This window comes from Shewanella sp. SR44-4 (assembly GCF_014163715.1).
Lineage (GTDB): Bacteria > Pseudomonadota > Gammaproteobacteria > Enterobacterales > Shewanellaceae > Shewanella.
In genome coordinates this window covers 60,626-81,680 of the sequence record NZ_JACJDU010000003.1, presented here as the reverse complement: position 1 = coordinate 81,680, position 21,055 = coordinate 60,626, and the positions used below count along the sequence as shown (strand labels likewise).

General features: G+C 41.4%; 12 protein-coding genes. 6 read left to right on the top strand and 6 right to left on the bottom strand.

The annotated features are described in order from the left end of the window. Nucleotides 1–310 precede the first annotated feature (310 nt). A complete protein-coding gene (locus H5125_RS02580; protein WP_182743459.1) occupies nucleotides 311–3,295 on the bottom strand; it encodes a TonB-dependent receptor in 2,985 nt (994 codons plus the stop codon). A 270-nt stretch (nucleotides 3,296–3,565) separates the two neighbouring features. On the opposite strand from H5125_RS02580, the gene H5125_RS22120 reads away from it, so the two are divergent. Next, a complete protein-coding gene (locus tag H5125_RS22120) occupies nucleotides 3,566–3,694 on the top strand; it encodes a hypothetical protein (RefSeq protein ID WP_259395380.1) in 129 nt (42 codons plus the stop codon). 251 nt (nucleotides 3,695–3,945) lie between these two features. Here the strand turns inward: H5125_RS22120 and H5125_RS02575 are convergent, their stop codons facing one another. Together H5125_RS02575 and H5125_RS02570 are read right to left on the bottom strand one after the other, a co-directional pair. Further along, nucleotides 3,946–6,186, bottom strand: a complete 2,241-nt coding sequence (locus H5125_RS02575) for a peptidase U32 family protein (protein WP_162023181.1) — start codon at nucleotides 6,184–6,186, stop codon at nucleotides 3,946–3,948. Nucleotides 6,187–6,478: 292 nt separating this feature from the next. Next, the gene (locus H5125_RS02570) at nucleotides 6,479–8,080 is read right to left on the bottom strand and encodes an ABC-F family ATPase (RefSeq protein ID WP_182743458.1); all 1,602 of its coding nucleotides are present in this window, start codon (nucleotides 8,078–8,080) and stop codon (nucleotides 6,479–6,481) included. Between the two features lie 303 nt (nucleotides 8,081–8,383). Between H5125_RS02570 and H5125_RS02565 the strand changes: the two genes are divergently transcribed. The 4 genes from H5125_RS02565 to H5125_RS02550 all read left to right on the top strand — a co-directional run bounded on the left by H5125_RS02565 (nucleotide 8,384) and on the right by H5125_RS02550 (nucleotide 15,456). Then, entirely contained in the window at nucleotides 8,384–9,526 is a 1,143-nt protein-coding gene (locus H5125_RS02565; protein ID WP_182743457.1) for a PcfJ domain-containing protein, read from the top strand. A 255-nt stretch (nucleotides 9,527–9,781) separates the two neighbouring features. After that, nucleotides 9,782–10,558, top strand: coding sequence for a hypothetical protein (locus H5125_RS02560; RefSeq protein ID WP_182743456.1), 777 nt, complete (start codon nucleotides 9,782–9,784; stop codon nucleotides 10,556–10,558). 699 nt (nucleotides 10,559–11,257) lie between these two features. Beyond that, entirely contained in the window at nucleotides 11,258–13,975 is a 2,718-nt protein-coding gene (locus H5125_RS02555; protein WP_182743455.1) for an EAL domain-containing protein, read from the top strand. A 578-nt stretch (nucleotides 13,976–14,553) separates the two neighbouring features. Next, the gene (locus H5125_RS02550; protein WP_182743454.1) at nucleotides 14,554–15,456 is read left to right on the top strand and encodes a homocysteine S-methyltransferase family protein; all 903 of its coding nucleotides are present in this window, start codon (nucleotides 14,554–14,556) and stop codon (nucleotides 15,454–15,456) included. Between the two features lie 544 nt (nucleotides 15,457–16,000). Here the strand turns inward: H5125_RS02550 and eat are convergent. From eat to H5125_RS02535, 3 genes are read right to left on the bottom strand one after another with little or no spacing between them, the layout of a single operon-like run. Beyond that, nucleotides 16,001–17,404, bottom strand: coding sequence for an ethanolamine permease (gene eat / locus H5125_RS02545; protein WP_101087155.1), 1,404 nt, complete (start codon nucleotides 17,402–17,404; stop codon nucleotides 16,001–16,003). 49 nt (nucleotides 17,405–17,453) lie between these two features. Continuing rightward, complete coding sequence (eutC, locus tag H5125_RS02540) at nucleotides 17,454–18,347, bottom strand: ethanolamine ammonia-lyase subunit EutC (RefSeq protein ID WP_182743453.1); 894 nt, start codon at nucleotides 18,345–18,347, stop codon at nucleotides 17,454–17,456. Next, nucleotides 18,347–19,750, bottom strand: a complete 1,404-nt coding sequence (locus H5125_RS02535; RefSeq protein WP_101087157.1) for an ethanolamine ammonia-lyase subunit EutB — start codon at nucleotides 19,748–19,750, stop codon at nucleotides 18,347–18,349. The genes eutC and H5125_RS02535 overlap by 1 nt, the downstream gene beginning before the upstream one ends. Nucleotides 19,751–19,965: 215 nt before the next feature. Between H5125_RS02535 and H5125_RS02530 the strand changes: the two genes are divergently transcribed. Beyond that, on the top strand, nucleotides 19,966–20,925 hold the full coding sequence (locus H5125_RS02530) for a helix-turn-helix domain-containing protein (protein ID WP_101087158.1): 960 nt from the start codon (nucleotides 19,966–19,968) through the stop codon (nucleotides 20,923–20,925). Nucleotides 20,926–21,055: the final 130 nt, after the last annotated feature.

The following is a 21,055-nucleotide window of genomic DNA, read 5'->3' as shown; positions in this document are numbered from 1 at the left end:
AGATTATTGTCAACCAATTATCTTGCCAAGGTTATACCAAAAATGTGATTGGTAAGGATGGCGTTGTTGGTTGTTAACTAAAACTAGAATTAATGATGGTGTGGTAGCAAGGTATCGCTGTTTGTAATTCGACATTTTTATCAACTAATAAATCGTTTATATGACCCTGCACATACGTACCGCGTTAAGCCGCTGCTAGTGTCAGATCCATTTAACGCTCTAATATCGTTTTAGTGACGGTCAATAATATTGTTGTCGTTAATAGTAGAGCCTATCAATTTGATAGGCTCTACTTTAAGACATCAGTTGATTAAAACTTAGCTCTAACACCAAGAGTGTAGCGACGGTCTGCTTCACTGTAAGCCCAGATTGAATCTAGCTCAGTAGTATAAACAATTGGTTCACCCGTTAGGTTTACCGCATTGGCTACAACAGTGAAGTTTTCGTTGATATCCCAGCTAACTGAAAAATCAAGTTGGCCTCTATCTTCTCGGTAGCTGTTACCCACGGTAGGGTCGTAGTTATCAGCAGAAGGGTCATTCTGGTTGAAAACGTTATAACCTAAAGCGCCAACAGTTTGTACACGCTTGGTGCTTTGGTCGTCTAAATAACGGTCACGCCAGTTGTAGGCTAAACGTAACTGAACTTCTTCACCTTCCCAGTAAACTTGAGTGTTAGCGGTGTGCTTAGAAATATTCAGTAATGGATTGCCATCGGGTTGTTCACTATCTGCATAGGTATAGTTTGCGTTAACACCTAAACCTGCCCAAATGCCGGGTAAAAAGCTGAACTGTTGCTGGTAACCTAACTCCAAACCTCTGACTTCACCGTTACCACCATTCACATCAGTGTCGATGACGATACCCGTGCGACCTGCGGCTTTTTGAGCATCAACATATGCTAAACCTTGATCTTGAGTCGCATTAACAATGTCACCTTGGCTTTGACCAGCGGTGTTAAGTAAACAAATATTGTTCCACTGCGTGGTATTTTGTCCGCTTATCGTGCTTGAGTCAGCTAAACAGCTGCTGTCGGTTTGGGTGAACGAGTTAACGTCTTTATAGAAAATCGCCGCAGAAAGTAAACCACCGTCGCCGAAGTAATGTTCTACAGAAAGGTCATATTGAGTAACACGATACGGTTCTAACTGGTACGAACCTTGAGTACCGGTAACTAAAGAGTTATCGATTGATAATGCAGGACTTAACTCATCAAAATCAGCACGGCGCATCACTTTAGCAGCCGCAAAACGCATTAAGGTTTCTTCTGATAAAGTATAAGTGACATTCAAGCTAGGTAAAAAGTCTGAATAATCGTTACTACCAGTATTGAGGATTTTGTTACCGTTACTGTCTACAGAATCGACAATGCTTGATTCTAATTCTGTTTGAATATAACGCCCACCAACCACAGCAGTAATGTCATCAAAATCTAAATGAAACTGTGCATAGATAGCACGAGTCTTTTCGTTGATGAATTTATATGCGCCAGTGTCTTCAACCATATTGTCAGCTAAAGTACCGTTCATTGCATAAGTGGTGCCGGCTAGCATTTGTTGGGCTAACAAATAGGTTGCTTGAGCATCTTGCAGCTTTTCAGCGTCATACACGTTGTATGTTAGTAAGTCGTTTTGACCCGCAATACCGGTTTGGTCGAACGAGTTACTGGCATTGATAGTGGTAAAGCTGTCGCTGATAATGGGATTATCAATCCAGGTTGGGCTGTATAAACCGTCTGCGTTTTTAGCTTTTTTATAAGCATCTTTAAGCGTGGTTCCGTTAGGTTTAAGATCAAAGCGATTTGAACTGTAATCTCTATCGGTAAAACGAACGCCCGTTTTTATTGCAGAGATAAAATCTACACCTACATCATGGATTTTAAAGTCAAAGCGTAATGCTTGTTCTTCGTTATCTGTGTCTAATGTTTTGTGGTAAAACTCACGGAATACCAAGTTGTCTGGATTAGTTAACATACCTGTGTCTTCAAAGACATAAGATGGAATGCCACTACCATTAGTCATGCTTGCTGTGCTGGTATGTGTCACTAAATCAAGGGTAGGGTCTGTGCGTTCAATTGGACGTAAGTTAAATTCAGAAGCTGTTTGACGTTCTTCTGATTTCGAGATTGAATATTCGCCTGAGATTTCGATGTTATCAGTAATATTCCACTCACCACCAATAGCATGAGAAGTTGTTTCTGATGTTGTAAAGTCACTCCAGGTTTTAGGAATAACCAATACGCCACTTAGGTCGTAATTTTGCAGTTGTCCATTACCATCGTAGTAGGAATCACTTCTTGGCACTACGGAACCACCAACATCGAGAATTGAATAAGCCGCTTGGCCGCCATCCAGTTTTGTCGAGTTCATGTCAACGTAGAAATTAAGATCTTCGCTGGTTGGCGCCCACTGTAGTGATAAACCAAATGCTGTACGTTCACGTTGTTCTGTTTTTTGTTCTACTGTACTTTCTGTTCTACGAAGGTATTTTCCGTTAGGCCCACCAGATACATCAACAGTGCCATCACCGTCTAAATCGATATCGTCTTGTAAATCAACCTTGTTAAAATACTCGTCACGACGTAATTCACGGTCTTGGTACGATACGTTAGCTGCAGCACCGAAGGTACCGGCATCACCTAAATCCCAGCTATTACCGATTGCGGCGGTAAAGTTAGGTGCAACATTTTCAGTTTTGTCTGCGTATTCACCGTCGAGGGTAATCGCAATTAGCGGCTCACTAAGTTCTAATGGGCGTACTGTCTGCATGTTAACTGTGCCACCTAAAGCACCTTCAATCATTTCAGGCGTTGGAGATTTAATCACTTCAACTGTTTTTAAGAAACTCGCAGGGAAGTCATCTAAACTAATACCGCCACGTCCTGGGCCTGCTGTTGAGCGGCCATTGAGCAGAATAAGGTTTTCTGATACACCACGGATAGTGACAGATTCACCGACACCAAAATCAGATTCAATAGAAACACCTGTTATGCGTTGCAATGCTTCGGCAATGTTGTTGTCAGGTAATTTACCAATATCTTCAGCAACGATAACATCGACAATACGTTCGTCAGTACGTTTAAGTAAGTTAGCGGCTTTTAAGCTGCCAAATATACCTCGAACGGCTATAACTTCAATTTCACTTGTATTAACTTTTTCCGCTTCAGTTTGTGCTACAGGTTCTGCTGCAAATGCTGGCATCGTTAACATGGCTGTTAAAGTCGCGCCAAAAATGGTTATATTGTTGGCTTTGTTTTTTGCGCCACTGAACATGGCGCTTATTTTATTCAACTTCATAATTCCCCCCAAAGAAATTGTTTGATTTGGTATTACCAATGTTGTTGTTTTAATCAACAGATACATTTATATAACACGTTACCAACAATTGCAATTGATCATTACCAAATTATTTTATTTGTCTTACCAAAATTAATCGCGCTAATCTTTATGTTGATGAGAGTTACTTGTCAGTCATTATTCTACAATGCAGTCATACTCTGGCTTGTGACTATCGCGTTTAAAACAGAGATTCTTCACTTGATGCGGTCGATATAAGGCTTATATACGATGAATACTGGTTTTACAGAGTCAGATTTAGAGATGAATATTGGTAAGGTAGGTTTATATATTGGTATTACAGGTGGTCGGTGGTTGTTGTCGTTGCAGTGGTTAACACATCAAAGTAGCCACTTTTAGAAGGTTGCTAGAGGTTTTTCGCGAGATAGCTTGCCAATATGTTAGCTTGAAATTAATGTCGATAAAAAGTGTTACAGTCGGAATTAACCGTTGATCACTTCAGAAACAACAAGGGTCGCATTAATGCGACCCTTGTTGTTTCTATGATGGACAATCAATACAGAGTAACTATATTCTCATCTCTATCCCGAGTTGAGGTTATTGAGTTAACCATTTACATATTCTATTGATTGAGTCATTAACAAATTTTATTACAAACCTTGCTGATACTGGGCGTTAGTAGAAATGGTCACCAGTTGATTTAGCTCTACTTTAGATTCGGTGACGCCTTTAAGGACGTTTTCGAAGTGGGCAACCAGCTGAGTTTTATCGATTTCCGCTTTTGAGCCAGATCCTATGTTGGTGAGGTCGATAAAGAACTCATCAAATAAGTGTGATAGATCTTCAACGGCTTCGATGTTTAAAAACTGCTCGTGGTTATAGATGCTCGGGTAACCGCCTTTTTGTTTGTCTACTGCAAACGAAATACCTTTCACATTAGTGATGGTAGTGGCTTTTTCACACTTGAGCATGCAACCGTCTTCAATGCTGGGCTTATTACAGCCTACCGTTTGTTGGAAAAAGCATTGTCTGCTGGTCATCATCAAAATAGGGTGATAGATGCTGTAAAGCAGTTTGAAGTTTTCTGGTCTGGCGATGTTTTTAATTTGGTTACGATTGATCTCGTTCGAAATAAACGCACCAGCACAATTCAATTGCTCTTGTAATGTTAGCAAGGCATACGAGTTAGTGGTGTTTAAAAACGGCCCCGCAATCCACTCGATGTCCATTTCATAGGCTTTAAACGCAACGCCAGTATTATTTGTGACAATACGCTTAGGCTTTACTACTTCTAACACTCTTACCGCTTCGATGTAATCTTTGCCGATAAGCACAGCCGGAAACCACGGGATTAACCTTGGATTACGTAAAAAGATATCGATGTACTTGTTGTCGTTTTTCTTAAAGCTTTCTGGCAGCTTAAAGTAAATATCGGCATCGGTAACATCACACAAATTAACATCTTTTTCATCACTAATAAGCAAAGACAATGTCGGTGTGTCGGTCACTTTAGGATGTTTAGGTAACTTGGGTAAGGTTACTGCGCCTATGTATTCTCTTTGTGTTAGCTGTAATAACAGTTGGTTTTTAAGCTGAGTTAACTGACTAAACGGCAGGCTTAAATCAGTCTGCAAACCGTCATAATTAAACGCTTGTAACAAGTAACCACTGCCTTTTAAGCTTTTAAAGCGTTTTTCAATTGCGGCTTCATCAACCCGTGATTCTGTTGCTTGAGTTAGAGAGATAGATGATTCGATCACAAAGTGTTGATCTGGCGTGGTCACAGTGATCGACAATGGTTGATTGACTTGACCAGAAAATGCCAGTGCTAGCGTAGGCTTGGCAATGCTCAGGTGATTAATTTTTTCGGCAACCAATTGCACAATGGCGTCTTTTTCTGACGACAGTGTTTGTTGGGCTTCTTGAATTTGAACCACTGATATCGCGTTACTTTTGTCGTTAGCATGTTTAAAGCTGTTATCGCGTGGATTGTCGATAAACATGTCTTTGGTGAGGTTACCCTTTAAAAACGAGTTGGTAAAATCACGGTTGAACACTTTATGTAAGTTCGAGTCATCGGCTAATAGCTTGCCTGTTTCGATAAATTTGTCGATCTGTTTGCGCCAGCTGTCCACCACGGTATGGACATATTGTGCACCTTTAATGCGGCCTTCAATTTTGAGCGAGTCGACGCCGGCATCAACCAATTCTGGTAAATCAAAGTAAGCTGAGTTGTCTTTTAAGTTAAGCGGAAACTTGTTACCGGCTGCTGTGACTTCGTATTCATCACGACATGCCTGGCTGCAGCGGCCACGGTTGCCAGAATTACCAACACTGACTGAGCTTGAATAACATTGACCCGAGAAGGCAATACATAATGCGCCGTGAACAAATACTTCGGTAAGCACTTCGTGGTCGTGGGCGAGGGTGGTAAGGCTTTTAATTTCGCCAAGGTTCAGCTCGCGAGATAAATTGACACGAGTGGCACCGATTTTGGCTAAGAAGCCAATTTGACCTTCGTTATGAGTTGTCAGCTGGGTAGAAGCGTGAATTGCTAGGCTTGGAAAATGCTTAGTGACTAGATTAAACAGGCCTAAATCCTGGACGATAATGCCGTCGATACCCGTATTCACTAACTGATTGAGCAATTTAACCAATGTCGGAACTTCGTTTTCTAAAATAACGATGTTCATGGTGAGAAACACTTCACACTGATATTGGTGAGCAAGCGCGATAACACCAATTAAGTCATCGAATGACAGGTTGGCCGCTCGGTTACGGGCGTTGAAGGTATCTAGGCCACAATAAACGGCATTTGCACCGGCTATAATCGCAGCTTTGATCGCATCGACATCTCCACCGGGTGCCAATAATTCGATTTTTCTATTCATGATATTTTCGCTATTTTATGTCGTTGGTTATTAATTTTACAGGCCGATTTTACGTGTATCTGCAACGGATTACTATTGATTAGGCTTTTCGAATATAAATAACCTGAACTCGGGATAACAAACGTCGCTCAAACAGCCCTTTGTATTAGCTTTGCTAACTGCTTAGCTTTCATCTCTATGATGAATTAAACAAAAAAGGTCTTCGTCATTGCAACATTATGCAACATGAAGACCTTACTTTAACGATGTTATCCGTTAATGGACATTGAGTAATGCATGCCCAAAAAAGATGTTAGCCTCTGGCTTCTGCTTCAGCTTGGCTTGCAAGGTATTCATCAAATGTACCTTGGAAGTTTATCAATCTTTTGCCTTTTACATCAATAATGCGTGTTGCCAAAGATGACACAAACTCACGGTCATGGCTGACAAATATTAATGTGCCTTCAAATAATTTCAAGGCTTGGTTTAACGCTTCAATCGCTTCCATGTCCATGTGGTTGGTTGGCTCGTCCATTACTAGTACGTTAATATCCATCATCATTAACTTACCGAATAACAAGCGGTTTTTCTCACCACCTGAACAGTTGCGGACTTTTTTGTTGGCGTCGTCATCAGAAAATAATAGACGACCTAACATGCCGCGAACCATTAAATCATTGTGCTTTGGTGTGCGCCATAATGACATCCAATCAAATAAAGTCATGTCATTATCAAAATCTGCGGTGCTGTCTTGCGGGCAGTAACCAATTGCAGCATTTTCAGACCATTTAATACGGCCGTAATTGTGTTGTAATTGATTCACTAAGCAGCGTAATAGGGTAGTTTTACCCACACCGTTTTCGCCAATAATCGCCAGTTTAGAACCCGCTTCAAGAATAAGGTCGCCGTGTTCGAATAACACTTCGTCGAATCCGTGAGACAATTCTTCAAGCACGAGAGCTTGGCGATGCAGCTTTTTGCTTTCTGCAAAACGAATTGATGGGGTAATACGGCTAGATGACTTAACATCATCTAACTTAATTTTGTCCATCTTTTTAGCACGTGAGCTAGCTTGTTTTGCTTTAGATGCGTTAGCACCAAAACGGTTAACGAAGTCTTGCAGCTCGTCAATTTCAGCACTTTTCTTGGCATTGCCCGCTAACAGTTGCTCGCGAATTAAGCCTGATTGAGCTAAGAAATATTCGTAATTACCTGGGTAAACACGTAATTCGCCGTAATCGATATCAGCCATGTGGGTACAAACAGAGTTTAAGAAGTGTCTGTCGTGCGAAATGATGATCATGGTGCATTTACGTTTGTTTAGCTCTGTTGCCAACCAACTAATGGTATGAATATCCAAGTTGTTGGTAGGTTCGTCGAGTAACAAAATGTCTGGGTTAGCGAACAAAGCTTGTGCTAATAGCACGCGCAGTTTCCAACCTGGAGCAACCTGTTGCATTAAACCAAAGTGAAATGACTCTTCAATACCGGCTTCTAGCAGAATTTCACCCGCACGACTTTCAGCTGTGTAGCCGTCCATTTCAGCGAACTGACTTTCTAGGTCGCCTACTCGCATGCCGTCTTCGTCGGTCATTTCTGCTTTGGCGTAAATGCTGTCGCGTTCTTGTTTGACTTTCCACAGTCCGACATCACCCATGATCACTGCGTCGACAACACTATATTGTTCAAACGCGAATTGATCTTGACTAAGCGTACCGACTTTAAAGCCTGGTGTAATCGACACGTTTCCTGATGTTGGAGCCAAAGCACCACTCAAAATTTTCATGAACGTGGATTTACCACAGCCATTTGCGCCGATTAAACCGTAACGGTTACCGTGACCAAATTGAGCCGAGATGTTTTCAAATAATGGCTCAGGGCCAAACTGCATGGTGATATTAGCGGTAGAAATCAAAGCAATGTTCCAACTGTGTACTACTGAATATTTATCAACAATAGGCAAGACAACAGCCACGTGTGAATAAGACAGACATGAGTATATGTAAGTAAATAGGCCGCGGATTATACAGGTTAGTGCTAAGTTGTCGATTTATAATCTGCTTATATAGCAGACAATGGCGTTAACGCGGGGCTAGGAAAGCATTGAACTGAGTAAATTGGCTGATATCTGCGCGGTTGAATCGTTTGCAATAGAAACTGATGCCATATTAGTTTCAATATCAGCTACATTATTGATTTGGTTGTTTTAGGAGTCGACATGACCGCTGCATTAACCATCCCTATGCGTGATTTGGGTTTTGATTATGATGTTGAATTACATAGCTGGCATGATGGCTTAGCTGGTTTTAGAACGTTTAATCATCAATCTAATGAGCAACTTGAAGGCGGGTTAGGGCTGGGACTTGATTTAGTGACTCAAACCGAAGCAGGTCAAGCCTGGTTGACGTCTATTCCGGCACATTTATTGAAGATCACCGCGCCCTTTGCTGAGCATCAATACCAAATGCTGTGGTTGGCTGCTAATTGTGAACCCGCATTACAAATATTACTCAGCAGACCTGTGTTGTTATTGCTTATTTGCGAGCAATGCTGTGTCGATAATCAACAAGCGTTGGCATTTTGCTTACTTGGACAGCGCCAAATTCTATCGGCATTAGGCTATCACAGCAGTAAAGCGGCACTTAAGTTTATTGATAAGTTAACCTTAACCTATCAACGAGAAGCTGATCTACTGCATGTTAAACGTCAGTTAGATGTCCGTTTTTGTCACTTTAGTCGGTTTAAGCATTATCAACAGATTAACTTAAATGCTTTGAGTGTTGATCACATGTACCCATTTTTTACTGGCACTCCGCTCGGGCTCGATTTGGCGTTTAATCAGCAACAAGGTCGCAGCCAATTAATGGCGTACCTTAATGACACGTTACACATGGGAATAACATTAGGGATTTTCGATCCGCTGCAACGGGTTAGTCAATTGTCGTCGATTAGTGATTTACGCCAGTTACATGATCGCTGGGTGGTTGAACGCAATGAAATGGAGCTTGTTAAAACTCGTCCGCAAAATGCTGATTTCGCCTATCCTCAATTGCTTACAGCCAATGGCCAAATTAAGCCTATTAGCCGTTATGATGAGCTCGTCGCAGAAGGTCGCGAACAAGGTCACTGTATTGCTATTTATCATCAAAGCATTGCCAACGGACATTATTGTGCGTTTAAAATGGTTAAGCCTGAACGAATGACTATTGGCATCAAAATCACTAAAACCCAGCCGCTGATGTGCGAAATCGACCAGATTAGAGGTGCATCTAATTCAATGCCATCGGAGCAAACACGCGAGATTGTTTATCAATGGTTTGAGCAAACTAAAGCACAATTAAAGCAACGCAAAGCTGGATAACGTGAGCGTTACTTTATACTAGCTTTGATGCTGTGGTTGTTTGTGCGGTGTCATCAGCAGAAACGCAACTAACATTAACGCAATTAACACTAACGCCACTAACTTTAACGCGACTAGCATTAACGCCACTAACATCGGTACAGCTGTGAATAATGTGTGGCGTTAATACTAACCGCAGGTGTATTTATAATAATCACTTACTCGCGACTAAAACTTCGCTTGTTAAAGAACTCACTATCGCAATAGGAAACCGTAATGGTTCAACAAACGAATATAAACGACATTGCCAAACATCTCTTTTCACAGAGGCATTGTGTTAAGCCACTGTCGAATTTACTACCTGAACAGCATATAAACAGTATTGAAACGGCACTTGAAATCCAAGTTGCGATGATTGCCTTGAATCAACATAATGTTACTGGCTGGAAATGTTTAACGCCGCGAGACAATGGCGATTTGATTGTTGCACCTATTTTGGCGGATGCCATTGTTAATCAACATGATTGCGCCATTTTATCATCGGCGCAGCTAGCCCTGATTGAGCCTGAAATCGCTTTTGTTGTTGGTCAAACCTTCGAAGCTCATCGTCATTACTCTGAAGCCGAAATTAATCAGCAAATTAGCGCTACTCATATGGCATTGGAGTTAATTCAACAACGATTTAGCCGAGATTATCCAGCCACATTTGTTGAAAAATTGGCTGACGGACTCAGTAACCAGGGGTTGTATTTAGGCCCTGAAATTGACAAAGCTAAGGCATTAATGGCTAGCAAAATTCAAATATTGGTCACTCAACAACACACTACCAATACCTATGACGGATGTCATCCGTGCCATTTACCTGCATCACCTTTGTACTGGTTAGTGAACTTTTTAACCGCTCGCGGCGTCGAGATTACTGCCGGGCAGGCCATTATTACTGGTTCATATTGCGGTGTGCTTAAAGTCGACATGGATAAACCACTGCAGATTGAATATCAAGGATTAGGCAAGATGTCGTTGTCGTTTAGTGAGTTAAGCTTGAGTCAATAATCGACTGTGCTGTTATTACTTAGTGATAACGGGTAAACCTCAAGGCAAAACACTAATAGCAGTCCTAAACGACGACTGCATGGATGCAGGAGATAGAGTAACGCAGGAGCAGTTACCGACGACTGCATGGATGCAGGAGATAGAGTAACGCAGGAGCAGTTACCGACGACTGCATGGATGCAGGAGATAGAGTAACGCAGGAGCAGTTACCGACGACTGCATGGATGCAGGAGCTAGAGTAACGCAGGAGCAGTTACCGACGACTGCATGGATGCAGGAGCTAGAGTAACGCAGGAGCAGTTACCGACGACTGCAACTTGTCTATCGCAAGTATCACACCGATAACAGGACAACGAATGGTTGGCTGACCGTTTACACTCCCTAGCGAGGCTTACAAAGCCTGCTTTAGTACCTGATCGCAAACATGCAGTTTACTAAAAATTATTGAATAAAATACTCATTAAAGTTTGTATATTGATAATCTTTTTTGTATAAATAGATTCATTAAATTGATTAAAAATGTTGATTAAAGCAATCGCGTTATTCATGGCTAAGTAATTGAAAAAATTTATTTAATGCTTAAGTATGCTCGTTATTATTTTAAATATGGTACGCTCGCCTAAGCAGTTCATTAATTCATTACATTTTACCGGTGTTAGTTTTAGCATTGGCTATATAAGCACCAGGAATAAAATAATAATGCCAAATAAACCCTATGCGTATGTAAACGTCTTTTTTTGTATATTGTTATTGTTGTCATTCGCTAACTTTACACGTGCTGATGTTGTCGAGATGACCGCTGTTAGGCCAATAACCCTTACTGAACATGAGCAACAATGGCTGAGCGAACATCAACCAATCCGTGTGGGTGTGGATGGTTATTTCCCTCCTTATACTTATATCAATGAAAACGATCAAATTGTTGGAATGGCAGTTGATACTTTGTTGTTGATTGGGCAAAAGTTAGGCATAGAGTTTGTCATAAATGATGAACATCGCTGGCCAGATATCGTCAAAAATCTGCAGCAAAAAGAGATTGATATGGTGTTAACCATGGTCAATACACCTGAGCGCGAAAACCAATTTTTGTTCACTAGTCCAATTGTTTATAAATCGCTGGTGATTATTGGTAAAAATAATAACCATCAAATTAATAACCGCAGTCATATTGCTAATAAAACCATTGCGATAGTGAAGGATTATCAATATTCCGATAAACTTATTAAAGAGTTCCCCAGCGTAACGCCATTTGTGGTTGATAACATGCGTGAAGCAATGGAAGCTGTGCAGGCTAATCAAGCCGATGCTGCAATCACCTTTTTAGCTGCAGCAAATTATTACCAGTTAAAGTACTCATTTTCTGATTTGAAATTCTTCGCCTTTTACGAAAAAAACAATGCTAATGAATCCATTGCAGTCAGACAAGACTTTCCCATTTTAGCCAGTATTATGCAGAAAGGGTTGAGCTCGTTGAGCTCTACTGAAAAAATTGCCATTAATGAAGCTTGGGGGGCAAATATTACGCTGCCGAAAGATAACCAAGATTTGATTGAGTTTGCGGCGGTGGCAGGTGTATTAATTTTGTTGCTTAGTGTGTGGATTTTGCAAGCTAGACGGAATAATCAAGCCTTAACCATTGCTAATATTAATACTGCAAATGCCAATATGGCATTAAACGAATTAAAAAATAATCTTGAAAAAAACGTCTTGGAACGGACGCTTCAGCTTACCATTAGCGAAAATAGATACCGTGGTTTGGTTGAGTCGTTAGAAGATGAATACATTTTTTATCAGCACGATACCGATGGTTTTGTGCAATATGTCAGTCCTTCAGTGACTCATATTTTAGGGCTCACTATTACTGGATTTGGTGAATATTATTATAAATTGTTAACTGACAATCCGAAAAACCAACTGATCTCAGGATATATCCAACGCATTATTAACGGAGAGAAATTAGCGCCATTTGAGATAGAAATATTTGATACGAATGGCGTTATTCATACCTTTGAGGTGCTTGAACGACCTATGTATGATGATGAAGGTGAATGTATTGGTTGCGAAGGTATTGCCCACGATGTGACATCGCGTAAACAGCAACAAGATATGTTGTATCAGCTGTCGCACTATGATGACTTAACGGGCTTAATTAACCGTTATTTTTTTAAGATTTTACTCGACGAAAATATTAAAATATGTCTGCAAAATCAACAGCCGCTGGCATTACTATTTTTAGATCTTACACGTTTTAAAATTATTAATGATAACTTTGGACATAGTGCTGGCGACTATATTCTACAGCAGGCGGCCACACGCATTAGTACTACGCTAAATGGAACCTTCACAGTGTCACGTTTTGGCGGTGATAAATTTTGTATTGCATTACCCAATAAAGCCGCCGATGAAGCGAATGCCATTGCGACTGAATTAGTTGAAGTGTTTCAACAACATTTTGAGTTTTTAGAACAAACCATTATTTTAGGTTGCCGTGTGGGTATTAGTCTTTTTCCTGAAGATGGCCAAGATGCTGAAGCGATATTAAGCCAAGCTGATTCAGCCTTGTATGAAGCGAAAAAAAGACCGTTTGGGGTGGCATTTTGTAACAAACAACAAGCGATACATAATAAACGCCGTCTTATTATCGAGCAGGGGTTACGTAAAGCGTTAGCTGAACCTGTTATTGAACATTATCAATTGTTTGCGGTATATCAGCCTTTAATCCTTTTACCAAGCCAAGGCTTAGGTGGATTTGAAGCGTTGATGCGTTGGGACCATCCAGACTTTGGGCTTATCTCTCCGGCGGAATTTATCCCTATTGCCGAAAATACTGGTTTAATCTTTGAATTAAGTCGTTGGATGCTCAAAACGGTATGCCAACAATTAGTGAAATGGCATGAGCAAGGTTTTGACTTTAAGAGGGTCTCAGTTAACTTGTCAGCACTGGAACTGATAAATATAAATTTAGCTGACGATTTACTGGCTGTTATTACAGATACTGGCGCCGAACCTAAGTGGCTTAAGTTTGAAATCACTGAAACCGCATTGATGGCCATTCCTGAGCAATCAATCGAGATTTTACATAAACTGATCGAAGCTGATATTCATGTCGCTATCGACGACTTTGGTACCGGCTATTCGTCACTTGCTTATCTTAAATCACTACCTGCCAACATGTTAAAAATTGATCAGTCATTTATCTCCAATCTGATTCATTCAGCCGAAGATCAAGCCGTGGTAAAAGCGGTGATAAGCATGGCTCACTCATTAGGTAAATGCGTCACGGCTGAGGGGGTAGAATTACAAGAACAATTAGATTTTTTGATTGAACATCAATGCGATGTGGCGCAAGGGTATTATTTTTCAAAACCGATGAACGTTGATGATGTTTATCATAAATACGCTTTAACAATCGAATAGAGCGCTACTAGTCAGCATTAATATGTATCTCGCTCAGTCGTGCTAATCGACATTAGACTATTGAGCTTTACTAATTTAAACAACGACAAAAATGTCCAAATAAAGACTCATCTTACTGCTAACAATTTCATCATGACAGTTCCAACAACCTATGTGAGTAATGCTATCTGGTTGTACTTCACACTTTATTTGATAGTTTTTATACCTATTTAAATTATCCAATTCTATTCAAGCATCATTCATCTAAGCTGCTGCGGTCATTGATTTGTTATCCTGAGCTCAGGTTAATCAATATTGGACACGATTTAATGGTGTTGGTTAAGCTAAGCCGTATTTAATATCGATTTAATACCTCGTTTAGGTTTTTAGAATGAGTGGATATCAATAACAAAGTTATTTAATATTTTCGGTATGGTTGATTGCAGTATCCCATTTATACCTTTACACTTTAGCCATCTAGACGTCTTATTTTTTTTGGTCGATTTATTCGTGTACTCGACTGTGTCATTGAGATCTATTTCAGCATCACTCGGGATAAAGATTTGTAGAGACATCTTAATATTATGGAGTCATTAATAATGGATAAGCAGGAATTGTGGGTGCTTGATGGTGGTATGGGACGCGAATTGGCAAGCCGAGGTGCTCCATTTCGTCAACCTGAATGGTCCGCTCTGGCTTTAATAGAAGCACCACAAACAGTGGCTCAAGTGCACCGTGCTTATGTCGATAGTGGCGCTCGAGTTATTACAACCAATAGTTATGCCTTGGTGCCGTTTCATATTGGAGCCGAGCGTTTTGCAGCAGAAGGGGAAACATTGGCCGCGCTTGCGAGTAAGTTGGCACGCGATGTGGCCGACGAGCTGGGGAGTTCTGTGTTAGTTGCGGGCTCATTGCCGCCATTGTTTGGCTCATATCGGGCAGATTTGTTCGATGCTGATAAAGTCAGTGAGCTCGCTACTCCGCTGATACGAGCAATGTCACCCAATGTGGATCTGTGGCTGGTCGAAACAGTGAGTCTTATCGCCGAACCGCTTGCGATTAAAAGGTTACTGCCAAATGACGGTAAACCGTTTTGGGTCGCTTTTACGCTTGAGGATGAAATAGTCACAAATGAACCTAGATTACGATCTGGTGAATCCGTCGTGTATGCCATAGAGAGACTGATAGAAGTAGGTGTAGATGCCATTTTGTTTAATTGTTGTCAGCCTGAAGTCATTGAGGCTGCACTAAAGGTAGCATCAGACTGTCTGGATAAGCTTGGCCGAAATGACATCCGATTGGGGGCTTATGCGAATGCTTTTCCTCCGCAAGCAAAAGATGCTACGGCCAATGATGGTTTAGATGAGATCCGTAACGATCTTGGGCCACTTGATTATCTAACATGGGCAGAACGCTGGCGTGCCGTGGGGGCATCACTCATTGGCGGTTGTTGTGGGATTGGTCCAGAACATATTGAAGCACTGACCCATCGTCTGCGCTAAGCGTTTGGACGAAAGATAGCAATAATCGGTTTCTGAGCAGGCAAGGAAATGGGTTGATGACAATAGTGGCATTAATGATTAATGGCTAATGACTAATGACCAGTGGACAGTGATTATTGCTTACTGATTACTGCTTACTGATTACTGATTACTGATCATGGCTACTTTATGCTGCTGGAGGCGAGTAGTTGTTAGTATTTTTGCTACTTTATGGAACCGGTTTATGTTGTTTATCTACAGTAGGCGATAGCTTGGGAAGGACGTACGCCTCAGCTGTGCAGTGAGATTTCTTGCTGGCGATACTCTTCTTAGTTTGATTCCAGCGTTGTGGCCGTTCAGTTAACCATAGTGCTAATCTTACAAAATGCTTGTAAATGCACCATGCAATAAAGTGTCTGAACTGACTGCATGGGTAGTGCAAAATTTAACTCGAGATCGTTAGAGTTGATCATTCAATCAATTAATTATATTGGTTAGATGAAGTATACGTTTTTGATATTATGCGATCTGTTATCACAACCAGATCGCATTAAGCATTGTTTGATTAGTTTTCCATGACTAGTTCTGATTCAGCCGCAGCCAACATCGCAAACTCTTCATCAGCATTTTTTGCTACCAACCTAGTTGAGCTGTAGCCAAAGTAGTATGCAGCGCCAATGACAAATAAACCTATTGTGAATAAGAATGCCCGTGGGTCAAACGCATACACTCCGGTTAATGCTATTAAAGACAGGACTAATGCAATACCTGATGTTACGACACCACCCGGTGTTTTGTATGGACGGACTAATTCAGGCTGCTTTATGCGTAATAATATATGGCTTAATGCCATTAATGCATAAGATACTGTTGCGCCCACAACGGCCATAGCAAGCAATAAATCACCTTCGCCGCTGAGTGATGCAATAAAACCGAATATTGCCGGGACTATTAATGCGCGGGCAGGGACTTTGCGTGAGGTTGTAATTGACAGTGAACGCGGAATATAGCCTGCACGTGACAAGGCAAATACCAAGCGGCTATAACCATAAATAATTGAGAAAAATGAGGCCACTAGACCTGCTAAACCTAAAATATTTACCATAGTCGCTAAAGTATGATTACCGGTCACATTTAATGCATCAACGAGTGGTACAGCACTTGCGCCCATTGCCGCGGCACCGCCAGCGCCAGGGACTAATACTACAACCAGCAGCGCAGTAAACAATAAAAATATCATTGCACCAATAATACCTTTAGGCACATCTTTGGCCGGATCTTTGGCTTCTTCTGCTGCTAATGGAACACCTTCTACAGCTAAAAATAACCACATGGCAAAGGGCAGAGCAGCCCAAACACCGTACCATCCTAATGGTAAAAACTCACTAGCACCTGCTGCATCAGTAACAGCAACATCATAAAGTCGGGTAGCATCAAAGTTGCCAATCAACACCACTGCAGTGGCAATAATGGCTACAACAGCTAAACCACTGATCACCATCATGACTTTTAGTGCTTCTCCAACACCCGCGAGATGAATACCGACAAAGACGATATAAAACAGTGCATACACCCAAGGGCCGTTAAATCCCAGTAACTCCTGTACCGCAGAGCCAATAAAAATAACAATAGCAGCAGGGGCTAGAGCATACTCGATTAACACCGCCAGTCCGGTTAAATATCCTCCAGCCGGTCCCATTGCTTGGCGAGCAAAGCTATAGCCGCCACCTGCAGCGGGTATTGCTGCTGACATTTCCGCTAAGGACAAGACTAACGCTAAATACATGATTGCCATCAGTACAGCTGCAATGGCAAATCCTCCCCAGCCAGCTTCGGCTATGCCGAAGTTCCAACCTGCGAAATCACCAGAAATAACGTAAGACACGCCTAATCCTGCCAATAAAACCCATCCAGCGGTACCGCTTTTAAGTTGCCTTTTGGCAAGATACTCTTTGTTGTTTTCAGACATGATTGTTTCTCCAGTGGTATTTACATTTTTATGTAGAATGTATTTAGGGTTATTCAGCAATTAAAAAGTTTTGAGTTTGTTGTTGGTGTTCAATCACATCGTCTTGAGTGCGATCTTTTAAATTCACTCCTGTTAGTTTGAGTTTTTTAGCTTGTGTTAATAGGTAAACAGCCCGTTTGGCTGCTTCGGTATAAGGCAAGCCAGCAGGGCGAATGTTTGAAATACAATTTCTGCAGGCATCATTAAGCCCCGTTTTAGGCGCCCAAGTGAGATATAAGCCAAGACTGTCTGGTGAACTGAGTCCCGGGCGTTCGCCGATAAGCACCATCACCACTTGGGCATTTAACAGCTGGCCAATATCATCACCTATGGCAACTCGACCTTGTTCTACTATGGTGATGGGGGCGATATTCCATCCAGAGTGTTGCTGATGCAGTTGACTTAATAACTCGTTGATAAATGGCTTGGCGTTGTTTTGTACCGCTAATGATGACAAACCATCGACCACTACTATGGCAAGGTCGTATTGAGTGTCGGCAGCTTGACCTTGACTGTTCATGTGATGTAGTAAGGTTTTGCGGCCGCTTTCAGCAAGTTTTCTGCCAAGGTCAGGTCTTTGTAAATAGGTGATACGATCATCAACCTGACTGTTAACTCTTATAGGATAAGTCACATTATCCAGTAATAAGATATTGCTTAGATCAATTGCCAGAGCATCGATATTTAGCGGTAAATTCACCGCGTCGCGAGCTTGCGCGTGTGATAATTGGAACGCTAATAACTCTGATGTGGGCAAGCTAATTCCGGCTCTACCAAGGCCAATTCGTGCATCAGTAAAACGGCGAAGGTCGCGCCATGGATTGGAGACTACATTGCCATGTTGATGATGTGATTGAATTGAATCGACAAGGTTGTTCTGTTTATCTACACAATTGGAGTCCATTAATAGTCTCCTTGTAGTGCATACAGTGGTTTAGCAAATGCATTGGGTACCGTGTTGGACAACACAAAATCTGCCGAATTTTTCATAATGTTCATTTTGCTTAACCAGTGTTCAAATTCTGGCGCTGGGCGAGAGCCCAATACACGACGAACATATAAAGCATCATGAAAAGAAGTGGTTTGATAATTAAGCATGATGTCGTCTGAACCTGGTATCCCCATCACAAACGAGCAACCGGCAACCCCCAATAAGGTGAGAAGATTATCCATATCGTTTTGATCGGCTTCGGCATGGTTGGTGTAACACACATCACACCCCATAGGTACACCAAGTAGTTTTGCGCAAAAATGATCTTCTAATCCGGCCCGAGTAATTTCTTTACCATCAAATAAATATTCAGGACCAATAAAGCCAACCACTGTATTCACCAGTAGCGGATTAAACTTGCGCGCGACAGCATAGGCTCTAGCTTCGCAGGTTTGTTGGTCTAACCCATGGTGAGCATTAGCAGACAACGAGCTGCCTTGGCCGGTTTCAAAATACATTACGTTATTGCCAACGGTGCCACGCTTTAGACTTAATGCTGCATCTTGTGCTTCTGCTAAGGTATTTAAATTAAACCCAAAACTGCTGTTTGTGGCTTCGGTGCCACCAATTGATTGAAACACCAAATCAACCGGTGCGCCGGCTTCTATACATTCAATGGTGTTAGTGACGTGGGTTAAGACGCAGCTCTGTGTTGGAATATCATATTTTTGGATCACGTCATCCATCAATTTCATTAGTTTTATGGCTTGCGCTACGTTGTCTGTTGCTGGATTAATGCCAATCACAGCATCGCCATTGCCATACAACAAACCGTCAAGTATTGAAGCTGCAATCCCATTGACATCATCGGTAGGGTGGTTAGGTTGCAAGCGGGTCGATAAATGACCGGGCAAGCCAATGGTATTTCTAAATGCGCTAGTGACATGACATTTTTTAGCCACAAGAATAAGATCTTGATTGCGCATAATTTTGCTCACAGCCGCTGCCATTTCAGGTGTGATGCCCATTTTTACTGCGGCTAAAACCTGTGGTGTTACGTAGTCGCTAAGTAGCCAGTTACGAAAATCGCCAACCGTTAAATGACTAATATAAGCAAATGCACGAGTGTCATGTTCGTCTAAAATTAATCGTGTAACTTCGTCTGTTTCATATGGAATAAGCGCTTCGTTAAGGAAGGTTTTTAATGGCACATCTGCAAGTGTCATTTGCGCAACAGCTCGTTCTTTCGCTGATTGAGCCATCACTCCGGCTAAGCGATCACCGGATCGCTGTGGCGTTGCTTTAGCCATTAGGTCTGCAAGATGTCGAAATTGATATGTTTGGCTACCTAAGGTGTAGCGATACGATTGACTCATTAATGACCTCGAGGTTAACGATTGAACTTTGGTACAGGTTTTGCTCCTGTAATCGTTAATCAATTAATTTATAAGTTTACACGAGCTTAAATCGTACCAAGTGGCTATCAAGTTTTGGCAAAGTCATTTTTTGTGATTAATTTCAGCTAGATAAAGTGCTTTGTCTTCAGGGTTAGAGTTTGGGTTAACAGTGTTATATCAAGAGGACGTGACAGATGGAGCACCATATTAATCAGTGCGCACCACAAAAGAGCGTGGTCACAACCAACGATATTGATGAGCAGGCGCATAATTTAACTCAATGGCAGCAAGTTTATGACCAAGTCAGTAACGGCAGTTTTTATGGTTGTATAGAAGGGCTTGACTATCCTGAGGCGCATTTATTTAAAGAATTTACTCAGCGTGCACTAAGACAGCAATGCAATATTGCGCCTGAATCAATCTGGTTAGGCATTCCACGTTTTTCAGACCAAAGTAAAATCAATGGTTTACCAGTTGATACTCATCAGTTTATGTGTCGTAGCAGTGATTGTGATTTTGAGTTAATGACCCCAGAACAGTTTACTATTTATGGTTTGGTTATTAATAAACAGATCTTATTCACTATGGCTGAGATCCAAGGTTTGTCACTTAAGAGTTTAACGTCGCAAGGAGCGGAGCGATTAAGTACTAATCCAATGCAACTTAACCAAACCCGTTTTATGATTGAATCACTGATTAACCAAGGTGAATTAGGCTTACATACTGCGTTACAGCAAGATATGTTAAGCACTTTAGCGCTGAATTTATTAACCCAGGAATCATCAAAACAAGTGGTGGCGCCTAGCTATCAACATCGTTTAGCCGTGGTAGAGAAAGTAAAAGAATTCTTGCATGATTATCCTCAACAAGCGGTGACCATAACCCAGCTTTGTGAGCTTACTTTTGTGAGCAGAAGAACCTTGCAGTATAGTTTTGAGAGTATTTTAGGCATTAATCCATTGCGCTTTTTGCGTCTTACACGCTTAAATAATGTCAGGCGTCAACTGAAACAACCCGACCAAGATACGCCTATTTCGGTGATTGCGGCCAATTGGGGCTTTTGGCATGCTGGCCAATTTACCAAAGATTACACACAACTCTTTGGAGAAAATCCATCACATACGCTTAAGCGATATCAACCAGCTCAACCATGACTCATCACAATTGATAGAGTCTTAAATTGTGATAATTAGGCGCACCAAATCAGTTGAACTTAAGCGGCTAATTAAGCGTATAAAATCGGCTGACGATGGTGAATACATTATCTTCAGGTAACATTAACTG